The 17,864-nt window shown below is 67.9% G+C and carries 24 protein-coding genes and 1 tRNA gene; 7 read left to right on the forward strand and 18 right to left on the reverse strand.

What is annotated here, in order from left to right; all coding sequences use genetic code 11:
- Positions 1-2 precede the first annotated feature (2 nt).
- Both VH326_RS04960 and VH326_RS04965 read right to left on the reverse strand, forming a co-directional pair.
- Positions 3-383, reverse strand: coding sequence for a VOC family protein (locus VH326_RS04960; RefSeq protein WP_329630676.1), 381 nt, complete (start codon positions 381-383; stop codon positions 3-5).
- A 20-nt stretch (positions 384-403) separates the two neighbouring features.
- Positions 404-1,516: an S-(hydroxymethyl)glutathione dehydrogenase/class III alcohol dehydrogenase gene (locus VH326_RS04965; protein ID WP_329630677.1), complete on the reverse strand. Its 1,113-nt coding sequence runs from the start codon at positions 1,514-1,516 to the stop codon at positions 404-406.
- A gap of 213 nt (positions 1,517-1,729) precedes the next feature.
- On the opposite strand from VH326_RS04965, the gene VH326_RS04970 reads away from it, so the two are divergent.
- On the forward strand, positions 1,730-1,990 hold the full coding sequence (locus tag VH326_RS04970; RefSeq protein WP_329630678.1) for an SWIB/MDM2 domain-containing protein: 261 nt from the start codon (positions 1,730-1,732) through the stop codon (positions 1,988-1,990).
- A 277-nt stretch (positions 1,991-2,267) separates the two neighbouring features.
- Here VH326_RS04970 and VH326_RS04975 read toward each other — a convergent pair.
- From VH326_RS04975 to VH326_RS04995, 5 genes are all read right to left on the reverse strand, one after another.
- Positions 2,268-2,344: transfer RNA gene (locus VH326_RS04975), tRNA-Arg, on the reverse strand.
- A 35-nt stretch (positions 2,345-2,379) separates the two neighbouring features.
- Positions 2,380-2,808 carry a DUF1178 family protein gene (locus VH326_RS04980; RefSeq protein ID WP_329630679.1) on the reverse strand — a complete coding sequence of 143 codons (429 nt, stop codon included), beginning with the start codon at positions 2,806-2,808 and terminating at the stop codon, positions 2,380-2,382.
- Positions 2,805-3,626, reverse strand: a complete 822-nt coding sequence (locus VH326_RS04985; protein WP_329630680.1) for a carbon-nitrogen hydrolase family protein — start codon at positions 3,624-3,626, stop codon at positions 2,805-2,807. The genes VH326_RS04980 and VH326_RS04985 overlap by 4 nt, the downstream gene beginning before the upstream one ends.
- On the reverse strand, positions 3,623-3,880 hold the full coding sequence (gene grxC, locus VH326_RS04990) for a glutaredoxin 3 (RefSeq protein WP_329630681.1): 258 nt from the start codon (positions 3,878-3,880) through the stop codon (positions 3,623-3,625). Before grxC ends, VH326_RS04985 begins: the two co-directional genes overlap by 4 nt.
- 32 nt (positions 3,881-3,912) lie before the next feature.
- The gene (locus VH326_RS04995; RefSeq protein ID WP_329630682.1) at positions 3,913-4,629 is read right to left on the reverse strand and encodes a ComF family protein; all 717 of its coding nucleotides are present in this window, start codon (positions 4,627-4,629) and stop codon (positions 3,913-3,915) included.
- Positions 4,630-4,670: 41 nt separating this feature from the next.
- Here VH326_RS04995 and VH326_RS05000 point away from each other — a divergent pair, with 41 nt between their 5' ends.
- Positions 4,671-5,501 (forward strand): class I SAM-dependent methyltransferase, encoded by an 831-nt coding sequence (locus VH326_RS05000; RefSeq protein ID WP_329630683.1) that lies wholly within the window; start codon positions 4,671-4,673, stop codon positions 5,499-5,501.
- Here the strand turns inward: VH326_RS05000 and VH326_RS05005 are convergent.
- Complete coding sequence (locus tag VH326_RS05005; RefSeq protein WP_329630800.1) at positions 5,484-5,867, reverse strand: (deoxy)nucleoside triphosphate pyrophosphohydrolase; 384 nt, start codon at positions 5,865-5,867, stop codon at positions 5,484-5,486. The genes VH326_RS05000 and VH326_RS05005 overlap by 18 nt on opposite strands.
- 94 nt (positions 5,868-5,961) lie before the next feature.
- Between VH326_RS05005 and VH326_RS05010 the strand changes: the two genes are divergently transcribed.
- Complete coding sequence (locus tag VH326_RS05010) at positions 5,962-6,135, forward strand: Flp family type IVb pilin (protein WP_329630684.1); 174 nt, start codon at positions 5,962-5,964, stop codon at positions 6,133-6,135.
- A 124-nt stretch (positions 6,136-6,259) separates the two neighbouring features.
- Positions 6,260-6,427 carry a Flp family type IVb pilin gene (locus VH326_RS05015; protein ID WP_294040102.1) on the forward strand — a complete coding sequence of 56 codons (168 nt, stop codon included), beginning with the start codon at positions 6,260-6,262 and terminating at the stop codon, positions 6,425-6,427.
- 68 nt (positions 6,428-6,495) lie between these two features.
- On the opposite strand, the gene VH326_RS05020 is transcribed toward VH326_RS05015, so the two are convergent.
- Genes VH326_RS05020 through VH326_RS05035 form a run of 4 tightly spaced genes read right to left on the reverse strand, consistent with a single transcriptional unit; the run spans position 6,496 to position 10,293 of the window.
- On the reverse strand, positions 6,496-7,443 hold the full coding sequence (locus VH326_RS05020) for an acetyl-CoA carboxylase carboxyltransferase subunit alpha (RefSeq protein ID WP_329630685.1): 948 nt from the start codon (positions 7,441-7,443) through the stop codon (positions 6,496-6,498).
- 9 nt (positions 7,444-7,452) lie between these two features.
- Positions 7,453-8,367 carry a tyrosine-type recombinase/integrase gene (locus VH326_RS05025; protein ID WP_329630686.1) on the reverse strand — a complete coding sequence of 305 codons (915 nt, stop codon included), beginning with the start codon at positions 8,365-8,367 and terminating at the stop codon, positions 7,453-7,455.
- Positions 8,364-10,160, reverse strand: a complete 1,797-nt coding sequence (locus tag VH326_RS05030) for a hypothetical protein (RefSeq protein ID WP_329630687.1) — start codon at positions 10,158-10,160, stop codon at positions 8,364-8,366. The genes VH326_RS05025 and VH326_RS05030 overlap by 4 nt, the downstream gene beginning before the upstream one ends.
- Positions 10,141-10,293 carry a hypothetical protein gene (locus VH326_RS05035; RefSeq protein ID WP_329630688.1) on the reverse strand — a complete coding sequence of 51 codons (153 nt, stop codon included), beginning with the start codon at positions 10,291-10,293 and terminating at the stop codon, positions 10,141-10,143. Before VH326_RS05035 ends, VH326_RS05030 begins: the two co-directional genes overlap by 20 nt.
- A 68-nt stretch (positions 10,294-10,361) precedes the next feature.
- Here VH326_RS05035 and VH326_RS05040 point away from each other — a divergent pair, with 68 nt between their 5' ends.
- The 3 genes from VH326_RS05040 to VH326_RS05050 are packed head-to-tail and all read left to right on the forward strand — an operon-like array spanning position 10,362 to position 12,786.
- Positions 10,362-10,913, forward strand: coding sequence for a shikimate kinase (locus tag VH326_RS05040; RefSeq protein WP_329630689.1), 552 nt, complete (start codon positions 10,362-10,364; stop codon positions 10,911-10,913).
- The gene (gene aroB / locus VH326_RS05045) at positions 10,910-12,010 is read left to right on the forward strand and encodes a 3-dehydroquinate synthase (RefSeq protein WP_329630690.1); all 1,101 of its coding nucleotides are present in this window, start codon (positions 10,910-10,912) and stop codon (positions 12,008-12,010) included. Before VH326_RS05040 ends, aroB begins: the two co-directional genes overlap by 4 nt.
- Complete coding sequence (locus VH326_RS05050) at positions 12,007-12,786, forward strand: energy transducer TonB (RefSeq protein WP_329630691.1); 780 nt, start codon at positions 12,007-12,009, stop codon at positions 12,784-12,786. Before aroB ends, VH326_RS05050 begins: the two co-directional genes overlap by 4 nt.
- On the opposite strand, the gene VH326_RS05055 is transcribed toward VH326_RS05050, so the two are convergent.
- The 6 genes from VH326_RS05055 to radA all read right to left on the reverse strand — a co-directional run bounded on the left by VH326_RS05055 (position 12,780) and on the right by radA (position 17,862).
- Positions 12,780-13,118, reverse strand: coding sequence for a DUF423 domain-containing protein (locus VH326_RS05055; protein ID WP_329630692.1), 339 nt, complete (start codon positions 13,116-13,118; stop codon positions 12,780-12,782). The genes VH326_RS05050 and VH326_RS05055 overlap by 7 nt on opposite strands.
- Positions 13,115-13,498, reverse strand: coding sequence for a diacylglycerol kinase (locus VH326_RS05060; RefSeq protein WP_329630693.1), 384 nt, complete (start codon positions 13,496-13,498; stop codon positions 13,115-13,117). The genes VH326_RS05055 and VH326_RS05060 overlap by 4 nt, the downstream gene beginning before the upstream one ends.
- Positions 13,495-15,324: a cation:proton antiporter gene (locus tag VH326_RS05065; RefSeq protein WP_329630694.1), complete on the reverse strand. Its 1,830-nt coding sequence runs from the start codon at positions 15,322-15,324 to the stop codon at positions 13,495-13,497. Before VH326_RS05065 ends, VH326_RS05060 begins: the two co-directional genes overlap by 4 nt.
- A complete protein-coding gene (locus VH326_RS05070; protein ID WP_329630695.1) occupies positions 15,324-15,755 on the reverse strand; it encodes an iron-sulfur cluster assembly scaffold protein in 432 nt (143 codons plus the stop codon). Before VH326_RS05070 ends, VH326_RS05065 begins: the two co-directional genes overlap by 1 nt.
- 87 nt (positions 15,756-15,842) lie before the next feature.
- Positions 15,843-16,484 (reverse strand): CvpA family protein, encoded by a 642-nt coding sequence (locus tag VH326_RS05075; RefSeq protein ID WP_329630696.1) that lies wholly within the window; start codon positions 16,482-16,484, stop codon positions 15,843-15,845.
- A gap of 10 nt (positions 16,485-16,494) precedes the next feature.
- A complete protein-coding gene (gene radA, locus VH326_RS05080; RefSeq protein ID WP_329630697.1) occupies positions 16,495-17,862 on the reverse strand; it encodes a DNA repair protein RadA in 1,368 nt (455 codons plus the stop codon).
- Positions 17,863-17,864 lie beyond the last annotated feature (2 nt).

The raw sequence follows: 17,864 nt of genomic DNA on the forward strand, positions 1-17,864 counted from the left end.
AATCACGCCGGCATGCGGTGGAGCGCGCAGAGCTTGTTGCCGTCGGGATCGCGCAAATAGGCGAGATAGAGGCTCATTCCGCCGCCGCTGCGTACCCCCGGCGGATCCTCGATCGCGGTGCCGCCGCTCTCGACCCCGGCCCGGTGCCACGCATCGGCTTGCTCGGGGGACATCGCGAAGCCGATCGTCGAACCGTTGCCGTGCGTCGCGGGCTGACCGTCGATCGGCGGCGTGACCAGAAACAGTCCGCCGTTATGAGCGTAGATCAGCCGTCCCTTCGGGTCCTTGCTTCCCGCCCTGCCGCCCATCGCTGTAAACGTTGCGTCGTAGAATCTCTTCGAACGATCGATATCGTTCGATCCGACCATCATGTGGCTGAACATTGCATTCTCTCCCGTTAAAATCAGTAGACCACGACGCTGCGGATGCTTTCGCCCGCATGCATCAGGTCGAACCCCTTGTTGATCTCGTCGAGGGTTAGGACATGCGTGATCATCGGGTCGATCGCGATCTTGCCCTGCATGTACCAGTCGACGATCTTGGGCACGTCAGTACGGCCCTTGGCGCCCCCGAACGCCGTGCCGCGCCAGTTGCGCCCGGTGACGAGCTGGAACGGCCGGGTCGCGATCTCCTTGCCCGCCTCGGCCACGCCGATGATGATGCTGGTCCCCCAGCCGCGGTGGCATGCCTCAAGCGCGGTTCGCATCACGTCGGTATTGCCGGTCGCATCGAACGTGAAGTCCGCGCCGCCGTCGGTCAGCGCAACAACCTCGGCGACGATCTCGTCCCGGCTCTTGCCCCTGGCCAGGATGAAGTCTGTCATCCCGAACTTGCGTCCCCAATCCGCGCGGTCTGGGTTGATATCGACCCCGACGATCCTTCCCGCCCCGACCAGCTTCGCGCCCTGGATGACGTTCAATCCGATCCCGCCGAGCCCGAACACCACGACATTGTCGCCCGCCTGGACCTTGGCGGTGTTGACCACCGCGCCCACGCCCGTGGTCACGCCACAGCCGATATAGCAGCTCGTCTGGAACGGCGCGTCCTCGCGAATCTTCGCCACGGCAATTTCGGGCAGCACGGTGAAGTTCGAGAAGGTCGAGCAGCCCATATAATGGAAGATCGGCCGACCTTTGTAGCTGAACCGGCTGGTGCCGTCGGGCATCACCCCCTTACCCTGCGTCGCGCGGATCGCGGTGCAGAGATTGGTCTTGCCCGACAGGCACGATTTACACTGGCGGCATTCGGGCGTGTAAAGCGGGATGGCGTGGTCGCCGGGCGCCACGCTGGTCACGCCGGCGCCAACCTCGCGCACGATGCCGGCGCCTTCATGGCCCAGGATCGACGGAAAAATCCCTTCCGAATCAAAGCCGTCGAGCGTGTAGGCGTCGGTATGGCAAATACCCGTCGTCATGATCTCGACCAGCACCTCGCCCGCCTTTGGGCCCTCGAGATCGACCTCCACCACTTCGAGCGGCTGCTTCGCTTCGAACGCAACGGCGGCGCGAGTCTTCATCGGGGTAGTCTCCAGATCGTCCTACAGCGCTTTAGGCACTCGCCGCGCCGACGCAACAACTGGCCAAACCGGCGCACCAGGCGCCAAAAGATGATCCGCATTCCATCCTAAGGCGTGACAAGCGCAAAAAGGCAGCGCACAAGGAGGGGCGCTCGTCTGAGGCGTAACGACTCTAGGCCGCTCGAGCGGCCAAAAAGAACAGGAAGGAATGCAATGGCCAACGCACCCAAGACCGGCGGCATCCACGCCCCCGTCACCCCGTCGCCCGAGCTCGGCGCGATCGTCGGCACCGCGCCGCTGCCGCGCAGCCAGGTGATCAGCAAGGTGTGGGACCACATCAAGAAGAACAATTTGCAGAACCCCGCCAACAAGCGCGAGATTCTGGCCGACGACAAGCTCAAGAAGGTGTTCGGCGTCGACAAGTGCTCGATGTTCGAGATGAACAAGCACATCTCGAAGCACGTCAAGGCGTAAGGCCCGCACGATCGAAGGACGGGGCGCCCGCGGGACACCGCTGGCGCCCCGTTTTGCGTGAAGAGTTCCCGCGCTGGAAAATCCCGCCCCCCGCGAAGGCCGGGGCCCAGTCGGGAAACGGGGGCTAGGGCGCGACGCGTTCGCGTTCGCCTTGATCAAGTACGCACCTAGGGCGCTCCGCCGCGGCAAAGCCGCGTCGTCGGACGGCGCTTGAGCGCCGCCGGCCGCGCTCGCCGGTCTCACCCGCTGCTTCGCTGCGGTTGTGCCGGCAGCGCGATGGTGGTCCCGGAGGGACTCGAACCCCCGACGCCCACTTTAGGAAAGTGGCGCTCTATCCAGCTGAGCTACGGAACCATGAGCGCGGTTGGTAGTCGGCGCGCCGGAATCGGTCAATTGCACGCTTCGGGGGGAATGACGGGAAGCGGTAATGGCGCCACAGGCACACCATCCTCGATCATTTCCTTCGCCTGAGCGATCGTCGCCTGGCCATGGATCGGCGCGGGCTCCTCGTCGCCGGCGTGCATTGCGCGAGCGCGGCCGGCAAAGGCGGCGCCGACCCATTCGGATCCTTCGAGCGCCTTTGCCTGCGCAGACGCCAACGCAGCCATCGCGGCCTTGATCACGGCGGGCGGCGGCGAATCGCTCCGGTTGCCCTTCGCTCCGACCGCGGGCGCCATCACCGCCTTGTCGATCGTGCCGTCGCCGCACAGCGGGCACGCCACCAGCCCGCGCGCGCGCTGATCCTCATAGTCCGCCGACGAGCCGAACCACGCCTCGAACACATGGGCGCTTGTGCATTTGAGGTCGAACACGATCACAGCCGTTCAACGCGCGGGATCGGGCGGCGATGCCGCAAAGCCGGGATGCGCGCGCGGACGTCGTTCTGCAGCGCCACGTTGAGATCGGCGAACCCGACCCCCGGCGCCTCGCCCATGTCGAGCAGCACCTCGCCCCACGGATCGACCACCAGCGAATGGCCATAGGTCGCGCGGCCATCCTCGTGCACGCCGGTCTGCGCGGCCGCAACGACGAAGCAGGCGGCCTCGATCGCGCGCGCGCGCAGCAGGACGTGCCAGTGCGCCACACCGGTCGGACGCGTGAAGGCCGCGGGTACGCTGAGGATCGTCGCGCTCGCATCGCTGAGCGCGCGGTAGAGATCGGGGAAGCGCAGGTCGTAACAGATCGACACGCCAAGCGGCCCGGCGGGCGTATCGACCACGACCGCCCCCTCCCCCGCGGTGTAGGTCGCCGATTCGCGCCAGCTTTCGCCGCTCGGCAAGTCGACGTCGAACAAATGCAGCTTGTCGTAGCGCACGCGGATCGCGCCCGTGTCATCGATCACGAACCCGCGGTTGGCGAGCTTGCCGTCGTCGCGCCGCACCAGCAGCGAGCCGAGATGGACCCATAGCCGGTGCGCGGCCGCCGCGCCACGCACCGCTGCCAGAACCGGATCGTCGCGCTCGGCCTGGATATTCGCCGCCGCTCGCCCGCGGTCGCGGTCGACCAGTCCGGACACCTCCGGCGTGAACAGCATCGCCGCGCTGCCCGCCTTGGCATCGGCAATGGCCTGCGTCAGCGTCGCGGCATTAGCGGCGGGCTCGATCCCGCCATTCATCTGGAGGAGGGCGATCCTCATGCCGCGAGGAGCGGATCGAGCCCCCCTCGCGCGTCGAGCATCGCGAGATCGTCCGACCCGCCGATATGCTTTCCGTCGATGAACACTTGCGGCATCGTCATCCGGCCACCCGACCGCTGGACCATCTCGGCCTTTTTCGGGCCGCCCATCGTCACGTCATATTCGACCGGCTCGACTCCCTTCGACTCGAGCAACTTCATCGCGCGGCTGCAATAGGGGCACCACGCCTTGGTGTAGATTTCGACCTTCGCCATGCGCCAAGAGGTGGAGAGCGGCGGCGACCTTGTCAATCGAACGAGTCGCCGACCACGCGCGCCCAGCACAGGATGGTGACCTTGGCCGCGCCCGCCTTGAGCAAGGCGCGGGTGCAGGCGTCGGCCGTGGCGCCGCTGGTATAGACATCGTCGATCAGCACGACATGGGCGCTGTCCAGCCGCCGCGCGACGGTGAACGCGCCGCTGACCGCCGTGCGACGCTGACGCGCGTTCATCCCACGCAACGCAGGGGTTCGCTTGCCCCGCCGCAGCGCCAGCGGGTCGTGCGGCACGCCGGTTTCCCGCACCAGCGCATTGGCGATCAGAACCGCCTGGTTGAACCCCCTGCCCCATAGCCGCCAGCGGTGGAGCGGCACCGGCACCATCACATCGGCGTCGCCCGGCATGTGCCGCGCCATCAGCCGCGCCGCGGTCGTCGCGAACGCCAGCCGGCCGCCATATTTGAGGCGGAGCGCGAGCGTCCGCGCGACCGGCCCGTACGCCACCGCCGCACGTGCGCCCGCGTGGCGCGGCGGATGTTCGAGGCACGCGCCGCACTGCGCGTCCGGTCCGCGATCGATCGCGAACGGCGCGCTGCACGTCGCGCACCATGGCGGTCCGAGAAAATTGAGCGATCCCCAGCAATCGACGCAGAAGCGATGATCGCCGCGCACCACCGCGCCGCAGCCGGGACAGCGTGGCGGGAGGGCCAATGCCAAGGTATCGGCCAGGACTTCGCGAACCCCCATGGCCCCTTGTCGCGCCACCGCGCGGGCGGCACAAGCGCGCGATGGAGCCGCCCGAAATCTTCGATCGCGCCGCGCGCCGCCGCCGTCGCGACCGCGCCGCGCCCGATTACGCCGCGCACGATTTCCTCCGCGCGGCGATGCTCGACGGGATCGCCGAGCGGCTGGCCAGCGTGAAGCGCGATTTCGTCGACGTGCTCGATCTGGGCTGCTTCGGCGGAACGTTCGGCGCCCCGCCCGGCACGCACGTCACGCGAATCGACGCCGGTGCAGCGTTCGCGGCGCAGGCAGGCGGCATTCAGGCCGACGAGGACTGCTTGCCGGTCGCCGCCGAGAGCTTCGACCTGGTCATCTCGGCGGGCGTGCTCGACAGCGTCAACGACGTTCCCGGCGCGCTCGCCCAGATCCGCCGCGCGCTGCGACCCGACGGGCTGTTTCTCGCCGCGTTCGTCGGCGGCACCTCGCTCGCCACGCTGCGCGCGGCGTTTCGCGATGCCGAGGCCGATCGCCCCGCAGCACGCTTCCACCCGATGATCGACGTCCGCTCGGCGGGCGATTTGTTGGTTCGCGCAGGCTTTGCGCTGCCGGTCGCCGACAGCGAGACGCTGGTCGTGCGATACGCCAACCTGTTCGGCCTGATCGGCGACCTGCGCGGCATGGCGGGGAACAACGTGCTCAACGGCCGCGTGCCGCTCACGCGCCGCACGCTCGCCGCGGCGGCAGCGGCGTTTGCCGATCGGGCCGATCCCGACGGGCGAGTCGCCGATCGGTTCGATCTGATTTTCCTGACCGGCTGGGCGCCCTCTCCCGACCAGCCCAAGCCGGCGCGGCGCGGCAGCGCGACCGCGTCGCTCGCGTCAGCGCTCGGCCGCTAGTGCCGCGGCCAGCGGCACGTCGGCGGGCGGCATCGCGAACGCGCCGAGCATGTCCGGCGCGACCCAGCGAATATCCGCCGCGTCGAGCGCGCGCGGCTCGCGTCGCCACGAACGGCAGCGATAGAGCAACAGCACTATGCTTGCGTCCGGCGACTCGCTGAACGCCGCCGGGCTGAGCGCCGCGGCATCGATCTCGATCCCCAGTTCCTCGCGCAATTCGCGCCCCAGCGCCGCGCGTGGGGTCTCCCCGGCCTCGACCTTGCCGCCCGGAAATTCCCATAAACCGGCATGCTGCTTCCCCGCGGGACGCTGTGCCACGAGAACCTCTCCCTCGGCATTGACGAGCGCGACCGCGACCACGAGCATCGTCATCGCCGCCGTTCCCGCCATTGAGAATTCGTTAACAAAGCTGTTCTACCTCTTTGCCCTGATTGGGGAGCCGTTCGCGGCTGAAAAGACGATGATACACTTGCTTCGCCAGTTGGCCGAGTGCCGCAAGGCCGCGACCGCGGTCGAGTACGGGCTGATCCTCGCGGTGATCGTCCTTGCCATGTTCGGCGCGCTCCAACTTACCGCGACGGCGACCACCGATATGTGGAACAACGTCTCCAACAAGGTCCAGGCCGCGCACTAAGCCTCACGACTGGCACGGCTTTTGGGGCTTTAAGTTTTTATCAACCCGTCAAGCCTAGTGATTCGGACTGCTGGTTCAGGGGGCTTCTCCAGTTCCAGCCGGGTGACCTAGCTGGAGATATGACATGAAGACCATTCGCAAGATTTTCACGAACAAGAAGGGTGCCACCGCCATCGAGTACGGCCTGATCGCCGCGCTCATCGCCGTCGCCGCGATCGCCGCGATGCAGGGCCTGGGCAACCAGCTCAAGACCACGTTCACCAACGTGTCTTCGAACATGAAGGCTTCGTAAGCTCCAGCGGCTTACAGTCTGAAAAGAGGGGCGGTGGAACTTCGGTTCCGCCGCCCTTTTTCGTTGCCCTAAAGCCGCCCCATCGCAAGGAATTTGTCGCGGCGGTCGAGCTTGAGCTGGTCGGGCGACAGGTTGTGCAGGCTCATCAGCGCACCCTCCATCGCATCGCCCAGCGCGGCGATCGCCGCATCCGGATCGCGGTGCGCGCCGCCGAGCGGTTCGGAGACGATCGTGTCGATCACCCCGAGCTTTTCGAGATCCTGCGCAGTGATCTTCATCGCATCGGCCGCCTCCGACGCCTTGTCCGCCGTCCGCCACAGGATCGACGCGCTGCCCTCGGGCGAAATCACCGAATAGACCGCGTGCTCGAACATCATCACGCGATTGCCCGCGGCGAGCGCGATCGCGCCGCCCGAACCGCCCTCGCCCACTACCGCCGCGATCATCGGCACCCCCAGCTTGAGGCACGCCTCGGTCGAACGGGCGATCGCTTCGGCCTGGCCGCGCTCCTCGGCTTGCACGCCGGGGAATGCGCCCGACGTGTCGACCAGCGTCAGCACCGGCAGCCCGAACCGGTCGGCGAGCTCCATCAGCCGGATCGCCTTACGATAGCCTTCGGGCTTGCCCATCCCGAAATTGTGCTTGAGCCGGCTCGCGGTATCGTCGCCCTTTTCGTGACCGATCACCATCACGCGTTTGCCGCGAAACGTCGCAAAGCCGCCCAGGATTGCCTGATCGTCGCCGAAGGCGCGGTCGCCGGCGAGCGGCATGAACTCCTCGAAGAGACCGGCCACGTAGTTCTTGAAATGCGGCCGGTCCGAATGCCGCGCGACCTGAGTCTTCTGCCATGGCGTCAGCTTGGCATAGGTCGATTTTAGCAGCGCGTCGGACTTTGCCTGCAGTCGCGCGACGTCGGCATCGATATCGATCGCGCCGTCGGCTGCGGTCTCGCGCAGCTCGTCGATCCGCCCCTGCAGCTCGGCGATCGGCTTCTCGAAATCCAGAAATGTTGCCATTGGCGCGGGTTAGGGCCGCCGCGGGAACTCGTCAACGAGCGGGTGGCGCGTGTTGACCAGCTCGACCAGCCGCTTGGCGTCGACGTGCGTGTAGATTTCGGTGGTGGCGATATCAGCATGGCCGAGCATCGCCTGGAGCGCGCGCAGATCGGCGCCGCCTTCGAGCAGGTGCGTCGCGAAGGCGTGGCGAAGCACGTGCGGGCTGACTCGGTCGGGGGGAATGCCGGCCTCGGCGGCGAGCGCCTTGATCAATTGGTGGAGCCGGACGCGCGACAGGTGCGCCTTGCCCGAGGGGAACAGCCACGCGCGGTCGCTGGCGACATGCGCGCGCCACGCCGCCACCGCCGCACGCGCGCGGTCGGAGATCGGGGCCAGCCGCTCGCGGCCACCCTTCCCCTTCACGATGATGTACGGCCGGTCGGGCTGGATCGCGTTGCGCGGCAGCGACACGAGCTCGGTCGCGCGGAGGCCCGAGCCGTAGAGTAGCTCGACCAATGCCGCGAGCCGCAGGTCGTTAGGATCGAGTGGCATCCGCGCCAGCCGTTCGGCAATCGTGGCGAACAGTCGGTCGACGTCGCTGTGGCTCAACACCTTCGGCAGCGACCGCCGCGCGCCTGGTCGCGGCAGCGCGGCGCCGGGATCGTCGGCGCGATGACCCTCGTCGGCGAGGAACGCGAAGAACCGCCGAAGCGCCGCCGACTTGCGCGCGACGGTCGATCGCGACAGATCGCCCCAGCCGTCGCCAAGCCGCGCCAGGTCGCGCTCATCCGCGCGCGCCAGCTTGGCATCAAGATCCTCCGACGCGAGCCGCAGATCGCTGGCATACGCAGCAATGGTGTTCCTCGCCGCCCCGGCTTCGGCGGCAAGCATTTCGAGGAAGCGCTCGATCAGCGCGGGGTCGTCGAGCGGCGTGTCCGCGTTCACCCGCGCGTGACGGCTTCGGCCGCGACCATCCGCGCCATGCCGCCCAGTCCGACGACGCGCAGCGCATTGACGATGTGGAACACCGCCTGCGGAGACACGCCACGCCAGTCGGTGGTCTGCATCCCGACCGCGCTCAGCAACAGCACTTCGCCCGGCCGGCCTTCCGCGGCGGCCCGGTCGATCGCGCGAGTCCAGCTATTCTCTCCGGCGACATCGACGCCGTAATTCTGCGCGACGCTGTTATCGAGCCGCGCCAGCCCGGCGAGCCCCGCGGCGAACATCTTCTGCTTGGCAGGATCGGCCGAGAAAGCCCCGACATCGCCCGAGCCATAGCGCGTATTGTTGTCGGGGTCCGCCAGCGCGATCAGCGCCGAGCCCTCGCTTCCCCGCGCTACCGCGGCACGCCAGCGCGCTGCCGAGCGATCCATCCCCGCGCTGAGCATCGAGGCGATCAGATCGTCGCTGCCGTCGGTCTTGCCCGCGACCGTCACCCGTGCCGCGGCGCGCGCGGTCAGGACCAGCCGCCCGTAATGCGCAGCCTCGCCGGCATCGGCGCCTTTCCACAGCCCGCGCAACGCGTCGAGCCGGGCATCGCGCGACCCCGCGACATAGGCGGTCTTAAGGTCGCTCGCGATCGCATTGGCGCCGGTATTGGTCTCGTCGCTCGCGTCGACCATTCCGTAAAGATCGACCAGCGCCGCGTTCGACAGCACACCCTGCCCCGCAGCCAGTTCCGCAAACTGCGCGCGCTTTACCGGATCGAGCTGCGGCGACAGCACTTGCCAGTATCGCATCTGAGGGCCGGTGCCCGCGAACAGCTCGTCCGGGATCTGCTCCCCCGCCGCCATGGCAAGCCCGTAGCGCCAGGTGTTGAGCCCAGGCACGCTCGCCCATTCGATCGTGACGTCCGCGCGGTTCGATCCCTTGCCTGCGATCTTCTGCGCGAGCAGCAGGTCGATCCCGCTCGCCACGCGCTTGGCCTGGTTCATCAACGGCGTCGCCTGGCTCGGCGCCGACGACAGCCCCGCACACATTGCGCGCGCCAGCACCCATCCCGGCTCCGGAGACACCTTCACGGCGTCGGTGGCGAGCGGACACATCGCGCCGACATCGCCGTTCGCCAGCGCCGCCTGCATCGCGACCTGATAAAGCTTCGGCGTGTAATTGTCCGGATCGACCGACTGCACGATCGCGCGGCCGATCACCGATTCGCCCATGCGCAGGAGGAGGAATGCGCGTTCCGCGGCGAAATCCGCGCCGTTGACGTCCTTCGGGGTCGCCAGCGGCTGCGCGAGCAAGCGGCGAAGCGCGATCGACATCCAACGCGACGCGATCGGCGCCTGGGTCGATCGCATCAGCGCCTCGACATAGCGGCCGTCCGCGGTCCCGAACGCGCGCGGGTCCATCATCCGGTCGGCGGATGCGATCCCGACCATGTCGAGCGAGCGGCGCGATCCTTCGGGCAGCGGGTAATGCACGGCACCGAACGCGACGGGGGTTTGCCCGATCGGCAGCCCGGTGACCGGGTCGGTCGCGACCGGAGCCGGCGTCGGCGTTGCTGCGGCAAGCGGCGCGGGCGCGGCGACAACCGGCGTGGCAGCAGGGGCGGTCGGCGTCGGGGCCGAGGGCGCGGCTGCGGACGGCGCGCGGCTCGGTGACGCACGCGGCGTCGGGGCCGGCGGCTGGTCGAACCCCGGCGGCAGGATCGATTCGGGCTTCTGCTGCGCGAACGCGCCACCCGCGACGAGCAGCGCCAGCGCCGAAAGGCCGGTGCTAGCCTTGGAGATTCGCAAGCGACACAGCCTTTTCAACGCGCACCGGCTGCTTTTCGTGCGCGTGGCTCGAGAGGAAGATCGTCCCGCCGACCAACACCACCAGCACCGCGATAAGCACCACCATCATCCGCGACATGCGATCCACTCTCATCCGAAACATATTCGGCTCGGCCACCGATTGTGGACGAGCGCTTGGGGCGCTGTATAGCCCGTAAAGCCATGTTGCAAAGCGCCCCTGCGACCGAAGTCTGGACCGGCAAGCCGATCGTGCTCGTCGGGCTGATGGGGGTGGGCAAGTCCACCGTGGGACGGCGGTTGGCCAACCGGCTCGGCGTTCCGTTCGTCGATGCCGACCATGAGATCGAGATCGCGGCCGACATGAGCGTCGGCGAAATCTTCGAAAAATTCGGCGAGCCCTATTTTCGCGACGGCGAACGTCGCGTCATCGCCCGTCTGGTCGACGGACGGCCGCAAGTCATCGCGACCGGCGGCGGCGCGTTCATCAACGACGAGACTCGAAAGATGATTCTCGACCACGCGATCGCGATCTGGCTCGACGCCCCGACCAAGGTGCTTGCCGACCGGGTCCGGCGCCGCAACACGCGCCCGCTGTTGCGCGACCGCGATCCGCTCGACGTGCTCAACGACCTCGCCGCCAAACGCAACCCGATCTACGCGCAGGCCCCGATCCGAATCGCCAGCGACCAGGCGCCGCACGAGTCCGCGGTGACGGCGATCCTGCGCGCGATCGGCTGGGGCGCGAAACGATGACCCGGATACCGGTGGCGCTCGGCGAGCGCAGCTATGACGTGATGATCGAGCGCGGCCTGCTCGCCCGCGCCGCGGATCGCCTCGCGCCGCTCGCGCGGGGGCGCTCGATGGCGATCGTCAGCGATGCGAATGTCGAGCCGCATCTGGCGACGCTGCAGCGTGCGCTGGACGATGCGGGGATCGCGACCGAGGCGATCGTGCTGCCGCCGGGAGAGACGACCAAGAGCTGGGCGCAGCTGGAAGGCTTGACCGACCGCTTGCTCGGCCACGGGATCGAGCGGAGCGACCATGTCGTCGCGCTCGGCGGCGGAGTGATCGGCGATCTCGTCGGCTTCGCCTGCGCGATCGTCAAGCGCGGTTGCGGGTTCGTCCAGATCCCGACCACCTTGCTCGCGCAGGTCGACAGCTCGGTCGGCGGCAAGACCGCGATCAACACGACGGCGGGCAAGAATCTGATCGGCGCATTCCACCAGCCCGCGCTGGTGCTGATCGACCCCGACGTGCTCGACACGCTCCCGCCGCGTGAAACGCGGGCAGGCTATGCCGAGATCGTCAAATACGGTCTGATCGACGATCCCGCCTTCTTCGAATGGTGCGAAGCCAACGCCGCCAAGCTGCTCGCCGGCGACCCCACCGCGCGCGAGCACGCGATCGCTCATTCCGTCGCCGCGAAGGCGCGGATCGTCGCTGAGGACGAGCGCGAAACCAGCGGCAAGCGCGCCCTGCTCAACCTCGGCCACACGTTCGGCCACGCGCTTGAAGCCGAAGCGGGCTTTTCCGGCAAATTGCTCCACGGCGAAGCGGTTGCCGCCGGCATGGCGCTGGCGTTCGCATATTCGGCACGCCGCGGCCTGTGCCCAGCCGAGGACGCAGTCCGCGTCGCCGCGCACCTGCGCGCGGTCGGCCTGGGGGACAGCCCCCGCGCCGTCGGCATCACGGCGAACGGCGCGACGCTTGCCGACCACATGCGCCATGACAAGAAAATGGACGGCGGCACTCTGCCGTTCCTGCTCGCGCGCGGAATCGGGCGGACTTTCGTTGACGCGTCGGTCGATCTGACTGACATTGCGGCGTTTCTGGATGAGGGGCGACGATGATCCACTTGATGATAGCTGCAATTGCCGTCGTCACAACGCCAGCTCCGTTAGCCCCGGCGGGAAAGTGGGTGGTCGATTATCGGAAGGATATGTGTTTGGTGTCGCGGCCGTTCGGCCCTGCCGACACCGCCACGATATTCGCCCTCAAGCCCGCGATCGCGATGACCGAGGGGGGGCAGACGTTGTTCGTTCTCGCACCCAACACGGGTGGGACCGGAGTTCGACGCGGGCAAGCGACGGTGACCCCGTTGCAGTCGGGTCAGCAGAAGAAGTTCGATTATGTCAGTTGGGTTCCGAAAGGGACCAAGCTGCGCGCCTACGAAATCGAAGCAAACGCGGATTTCGCAGGTTCGCTCGGTGAAGCAACGGGCGTCGCCATCGATGCGGGCAAGGATGGCTTTTCATTCGCCACGGGCAAATTGCAGCCTGTGATGACGGCGCTCGCCACATGCAATCAAGATCTGTTCCGGTCGTGGGGCATCGACCCGACGGCGAAGGCGTCGACGCAGCATGGTGCGAACCCGGGCAGTTGGTTCAAGGACGGCGATTATCCCGCGGCGGCCAAACGGCGCGGCGCGCAGGGACAATCGGTTGTCGTGCTGACGGTTTCGGGCGAAGGTCGCCCAACCGCGTGCCGCGTGGTCGTCAAGGCCGATCCTGATCTCGATAGAGTAACGTGTGAGCTGGCGATGAGAAATGGTCGCTACGAAGCGTCACCCGGAAAATCCGACCGCTATTCGATTCTGTCGGTTCGATGGGTGCTGGACGGCTACTGAGCGCGGCGTGCGTCCCACGCGAGCCATAGCCAGCCGACGATCATCGCTGCGCCACCCAGCGGCGTGATCGGGCCAATCGCCTTGCTCGGACCAAGCATCGCCATCGCGTAAAGCGATCCGGCGAACAGCGCGCCGCCCGCGACGAACAGGATCGCCGGCCATTTCGCACCCATCCGCAGCGCGACCAACGCCGCGACCGCATGGATCAACTGATACTGCCCGCCGGTCTTGAGCCACTCCGCCGCCTGCCCGCTCGCGCCGTGCGCGCCGAATGCACCCGCGCCAACCGCCATCGCGCCCGACAGCGCCGCCAGCATTGCGATCCACCTCATCGCCACCATCCCCAATCGTGCAACAGGACCGGCGCTCGGTCGACCAGCAGCGCCAGCCCGACCACCAGCGCCGCGGTGCTGATCGCGAGCACGGCACCCGCTACCATGTCCTTCGCCGCCTTGATCTCGTCGTGCAGCCCCGGATGCAGCAAATCGATCACCGACTCGATCGCGCCGTTGAGCAGTTCGAGCGCGAGGATCAGCGCGATCAGCACCGCGACGATCGCCCACCATATGGCCGCGGGGTGGAGCACGACCAGCGCCACCACCGCGACGGCGCCGATCACCGCTTGCGTACGAAAGCTCCGCTCGCGCCGCCACCCCGTGCGCCAACCGGCCAGCGCGAAGCCCAGCCGCTCGACGAAGGGCTGGTTCTTCAAGGCTCCTGCCCCCGCCCCAGCTCTTCGACCGCAATCGTGTCCTTGGCGACGACGGTCGTCCTGTGGCGGTCGGTCGCGGCGCCCAGTGCTTCCCGCTCGTCGCTGGTGATGATCCGGTCGCGCGCGGCGCTGAGGTCGCCGCCCGCCTCGTATTGCGCGCGCAGCCGTTCGCGATCGCGCGCGCGGTACATGTCCTCGGCCCGGTCGATCTGCTCGTCGTCCACCTCGATCGCCTCGAGCGCGAGCCGGCCCATCCGCACCGCCGATTCCATCACTTCGCGCACGACGCCCGATACCGGCGAGCCCTTGAGCTTGATCAGCGCGCGTCGATCATAGGTGCGCGCAAAGATCGCCGCCTGCGGGAATGCCTCGTGCACGCCCTCGATCAGGTCGGCGTCGAGCTGGTCACCATCGATGCAGAACAGGATCAGCTCGCAATCGTGCGCCCCCGCCTGGCGCAGCAGGTCCATCCGCGTGCCGTCCCCATAATAGACCTTCGCCCCGAAATTGCCGGCGACGTCGATCATCTCGATATCGGTGTCGATCAAAGTCACCGGCACGCCCGCCGCGATCAACATCTGCGACACCGTCTGCCCAAATCGTCCGTATCCGACGATCAGCGCGTTGGCGCCGTCGGCACGGGGACCGTCTCGCTCCCCTTTCACCTCCGGCGCCTCGCGGAATCTCGACGTCACCATCATCAGGAATGGCGTCGTCGCCATCGACAGCGTGATCACCGCGCTGAAGATGCTCACCGCCTGCGGGTCGATCAGCATCGCGCGTTGCGCCTGCGCGAACAGCACGAACCCGAACTCACCGCCCTGGCTGAGCAGCAGCCCGAGCGCGAGCGCGCCGCGCCAGTTCATCTTGAACGCCAAGCCGATGCCCATGAGGATTGCAGTCTTGGTCGCGATCAACAGCACGGCCATGCCGATCACCATCAACGGCCGGTCGGCGATGACGTGCAGGTCGAGCATCATGCCGACCGCGAGGAAGAACAGCCCGAGCAGGATCGACCGGAACGGCTCGACGTCGGCCTCGAGCTCGTGGCGATACGGCGAATCGGCGAGCATCACGCCCGCGACGAATGCGCCGAGCGCAGTCGAAAGGTGGAGATATTCCATCAACGCGGCGGCGGCGATGACGGTGAACAAGGCGGCGAATACGAACATCTCGCGCTCGCCGAGATTGCCGATCACGCGGAACAGCGGGCGCAGCAGGTACCGACCCACCAGCACCAAACCGCCGACCGCAAGAACGGTTTCGATGAACAGCAGCCAGCCGGGGGGACCGGCCTGATCGGCGGGATTGCGCGACAGCACTGTGACCAACGTGATCAGGGGGATGATCGAGAGGTCCTGGAACAGCAGGATGGCGAACGCGCGCTCGCCGAACGGGGTGCGCAGCCGCCCCGCCGATTGCAGCATCGGCAGCACCTGCGCGGTCGACGACAGCGCGAGCGGCAGGCCCAGCACGAGCGCGGCGGGCCAGGTGACGTTGGCGACGGCATGGACAATCGCGGCAACCGCCAGCCCGCACAGGATCACCTGGATCGATCCGAGCGCGAAGATGTCCTGCTTCATCTTCCACAGCCGGCTCGGGTTGAGCTCGAGCCCGACGATGAACAGCAGCAGCGTGATGCCGAGCTCGGCGACGCCGATCTTGCCCTCGGCATCGCCGATCAGGTGAAGCGCCTGCGGCCCGATCAGCGCGCCCGCGACGAGGAAGCCCAGGGTCGCGCCCAGCCCGAGCCGACGGAACAGGATGACGAATACAAGCCCCGCGCCGAGCATGACCACGCCGTCGCGGAGCAGCGATCCGTCCATCAGCCCCCCACCGGCCCTGCTGCGGTCTCGGCTGCCTGGGCCGCGGCTTCGAACGCCAGCCGGATCGACGGGTGCCGCGCAGTGACGCCGAGCGCGGGCGTGAAGAGGTCGAGGTCGGGCCAGTCCGGCGCGCCGCCCTCGCCGGCCAGCCACGCCGTCAACTGATCGCGCGCCGCCGCCAGTTCGGCCGGCGTCTTGCCGACCGCATGCGCGGCGAGCAGCGACGACGACGCCTGGCCGAGCGCACACGCGCGCACCAGCATCCCGATCGCGCTAACTCGGCCGTCGGTCAGGTCGATATCGACCGTCACCCGACTTCCGCAGATCGGCGAGCGCCTCTCCGCCGACCCCATCGGATCGGGCAATCGATCGTGGTGCGGGATCGACGCCGCCAGCCGCAGGATTTGGGTGTTATACAGCGGCGCGTTCATCGTTTCGGTGATGTAAGCGAGCGGGCGGCGCGATGCACCCCTGTTGTTCAAACAACACTGTGTTCCCGCGAAGGCGGGAATCCAGGATTACTTGGGGTGACGCTTGTGACCCTGGATTCCCGCTTTCGCGGGAGAACTGGTGACGCTGGGCTTGGGCGCCGGCGCGGCATCGTCGGATCCGTTGTCAACGGCGTCCGACACATTCCCCTCGTCCCCGCCGAACATCGGCCGCCCGGCGCGCCGCTTGCCAATCACGTCGGCAACATACGCGCTGGTCGCATTGAGCAGCGGATAGGTCCGCGCCTTGGTCAGCCATAACGGGCGCTGCTTCGGCCCGCCCGCCGCGGTGTCGGTGACCAGCGCAACCAGCAGGAACGCGAGGCTCGCGAGGATCAGCCCCTTGAGCGCGCCGAACCCGAACCCCATCGCGCGGTCGATCGGACCCAGCACCGACGAGCGCGTGCGCCTTCCGATCGATTGCGCGAGCATCCGACCGCCGAACCACGCCGCGCCCGTAATCAGCGCGAACGCCAGCACCGCCGCGCCGGTCGCGGTCGCGAATCCGCTCAACGCTTGAGTCACCGGTGCGTGGACGAGCTTGAGCGCGAACACCACCAGCACCCAGGCGAACAGCGACAGCACTTCGGTGACGAACCCGCGCCACGCGCCGAGCCCGGCGCTGATCCCCACGCCGAGCAGAACCAGGATGTCGAGCGTGTGCAACCCCATGGGAGAGTGGCTAGCCGCGCCCCAGCATATGGTCAACGAGCGCGCCGAGCGTGCGGAACCCGCTGACCCGCATCTCGCCGCCCTTGGTGCCCGCCGGCCCCATCGCGCGTTCGAACCCCAATTTGGCCGCTTCCTTCATCCGCAGCGCGGCGTGCGCGACGGGGCGCACCTCTCCCGACAGCGCGATTTCGCCGAACGCCACAGCGTCGGCGGGCACCGGCCGCTCGCTCAGCGCGGAGATCAGCGCCGCCGCGACCGCCAGGTCCGCCGCCGGGTCCTGCACGCGGTAGCCGCCGGCAATGTTGAGATAGACTTCGCAGGTCGAAAAGCTCAGCCCGCACCGCGCTTCGAGCACCGCGAGGATCATCGCCAGCCGCCCCGAATCCCAGCCGACCACCGCGCGCCGCGGCGTCGCGCCCGACGCCAACCGCACGACCAGCGCCTGGACCTCGACCAGCACCGGCCGCGTGCCCTCGAGCGCCGGGAACACGGTCGACCCCGTCATCCCTTCCTCGCGATGCGTCAGAAACAGCGCGCTTGGATTGGCGACCTCGCTCAGCCCGGCGGTTTCCATCGAGAACACGCCGATCTCATCGGTGCCGCCGAAGCGGTTCTTGATCGCGCGCAGGATGCGGTATTGGTGACTGCGCTCGCCCTCGAAACTCAGCACGGTATCGACCATATGCTCGAGCACGCGCGGGCCCGCGATGCTGCCGTCCTTCGTCACGTGACCGACCAGCACCACCGCTGATCCACGCTCTTTGGCGAAACGGATCAACTCCTGCGCCGATGCGCGCACCTGGCTGACCGTCCCCGGCGCACCCTCGATCAGGTCCGAATGCATCGTCTGGATCGAATCGATCACCAGCAAGGCGGGCGGCCGCCCCTGCCCGAGCGTGGTCAGGATATCGCGAGTCGATGTCGCCGCCGCCAGTTCGACCGGCGCGTCGCCCAGCCCCAGCCGCCGCGCGCGCAGCCGCACCTGGTCGGCGGCCTCCTCGCCAGAAACATACACCACGCGCTGGCCGCGCCGCGCCAGCGTCGCCGCCGCCTGAAGCAACAAGGTCGACTTGCCGATCCCCGGGTCGCCGCCGATCAACGTCGCCGACCCTTCCACGAACCCGCCGCCCATTGCGCGGTCGAGCTCCGCGATGCCGGTCGCCATCCGCTCGGGCAACGCGACCTCGGCATCGAGCGCGATCAACGCGATCGCGCGGCCGCCGCCCTGCAGATTATGCTTGGCCTGGAACGGCGTGACGACCGCGCCGACCTCCTCGACCAGCGTGTTCCATTCGCTGCAATCGACGCACTGCCCCTGCCACCGGCTGGCGACCGATCCGCACGCTTGGCAGACGTAACGCTTCTGGGGTTTGGCCATCG

The sequence above is a fragment of the Sphingomonas sp. genome, assembly GCF_036269755.1.
In the GTDB taxonomy this organism is placed as follows: domain Bacteria; phylum Pseudomonadota; class Alphaproteobacteria; order Sphingomonadales; family Sphingomonadaceae; genus Sphingomonas.

Excerpts from the sequence above, each read along its gene's own strand:
- VH326_RS04960 (WP_329630676.1), bottom strand. The coding sequence starts at position 383 with ATGTTCAGCCACATGATGGTCGGATCGAACGATATCGATCGTTCGAAG.
- VH326_RS04965 (WP_329630677.1), bottom strand. The coding sequence starts at position 1,516 with ATGAAGACTCGCGCCGCCGTTGCGTTCGAAGCGAAGCAGCCGCTCGAA.
- VH326_RS04970 (WP_329630678.1), top strand. The coding sequence starts at position 1,730 with ATGGCCAACGCACCCAAGACCGGCGGCATCCACGCCCCCGTCACCCCG.
- VH326_RS04985 (WP_329630680.1), bottom strand. The coding sequence starts at position 3,626 with ATGAGGATCGCCCTCCTCCAGATGAATGGCGGGATCGAGCCCGCCGCT.
- grxC (WP_329630681.1), bottom strand. The coding sequence starts at position 3,880 with ATGGCGAAGGTCGAAATCTACACCAAGGCGTGGTGCCCCTATTGCAGC.
- VH326_RS04995 (WP_329630682.1), bottom strand. The coding sequence starts at position 4,629 with ATGGGGGTTCGCGAAGTCCTGGCCGATACCTTGGCATTGGCCCTCCCG.
- VH326_RS05000 (WP_329630683.1), top strand. The coding sequence starts at position 4,671 with ATGGAGCCGCCCGAAATCTTCGATCGCGCCGCGCGCCGCCGCCGTCGC.
- VH326_RS05005 (WP_329630800.1), bottom strand. The coding sequence starts at position 5,867 with ATGCTCGTGGTCGCGGTCGCGCTCGTCAATGCCGAGGGAGAGGTTCTC.
- VH326_RS05010 (WP_329630684.1), top strand. The coding sequence starts at position 5,962 with ATGATACACTTGCTTCGCCAGTTGGCCGAGTGCCGCAAGGCCGCGACC.
- VH326_RS05015 (WP_294040102.1), top strand. The coding sequence starts at position 6,260 with ATGAAGACCATTCGCAAGATTTTCACGAACAAGAAGGGTGCCACCGCC.
- VH326_RS05020 (WP_329630685.1), bottom strand. The coding sequence starts at position 7,443 with ATGGCAACATTTCTGGATTTCGAGAAGCCGATCGCCGAGCTGCAGGGG.
- VH326_RS05035 (WP_329630688.1), bottom strand. The coding sequence starts at position 10,293 with ATGAGAGTGGATCGCATGTCGCGGATGATGGTGGTGCTTATCGCGGTG.
- VH326_RS05040 (WP_329630689.1), top strand. The coding sequence starts at position 10,362 with ATGTTGCAAAGCGCCCCTGCGACCGAAGTCTGGACCGGCAAGCCGATC.
- aroB (WP_329630690.1), top strand. The coding sequence starts at position 10,910 with ATGACCCGGATACCGGTGGCGCTCGGCGAGCGCAGCTATGACGTGATG.
- VH326_RS05050 (WP_329630691.1), top strand. The coding sequence starts at position 12,007 with ATGATCCACTTGATGATAGCTGCAATTGCCGTCGTCACAACGCCAGCT.
- VH326_RS05055 (WP_329630692.1), bottom strand. The coding sequence starts at position 13,118 with ATGAGGTGGATCGCAATGCTGGCGGCGCTGTCGGGCGCGATGGCGGTT.
- VH326_RS05065 (WP_329630694.1), bottom strand. The coding sequence starts at position 15,324 with ATGGACGGATCGCTGCTCCGCGACGGCGTGGTCATGCTCGGCGCGGGG.
- VH326_RS05070 (WP_329630695.1), bottom strand. The coding sequence starts at position 15,755 with ATGAACGCGCCGCTGTATAACACCCAAATCCTGCGGCTGGCGGCGTCG.
- VH326_RS05075 (WP_329630696.1), bottom strand. The coding sequence starts at position 16,484 with ATGGGGTTGCACACGCTCGACATCCTGGTTCTGCTCGGCGTGGGGATC.
- radA (WP_329630697.1), bottom strand. The coding sequence starts at position 17,862 with ATGGCCAAACCCCAGAAGCGTTACGTCTGCCAAGCGTGCGGATCGGTC.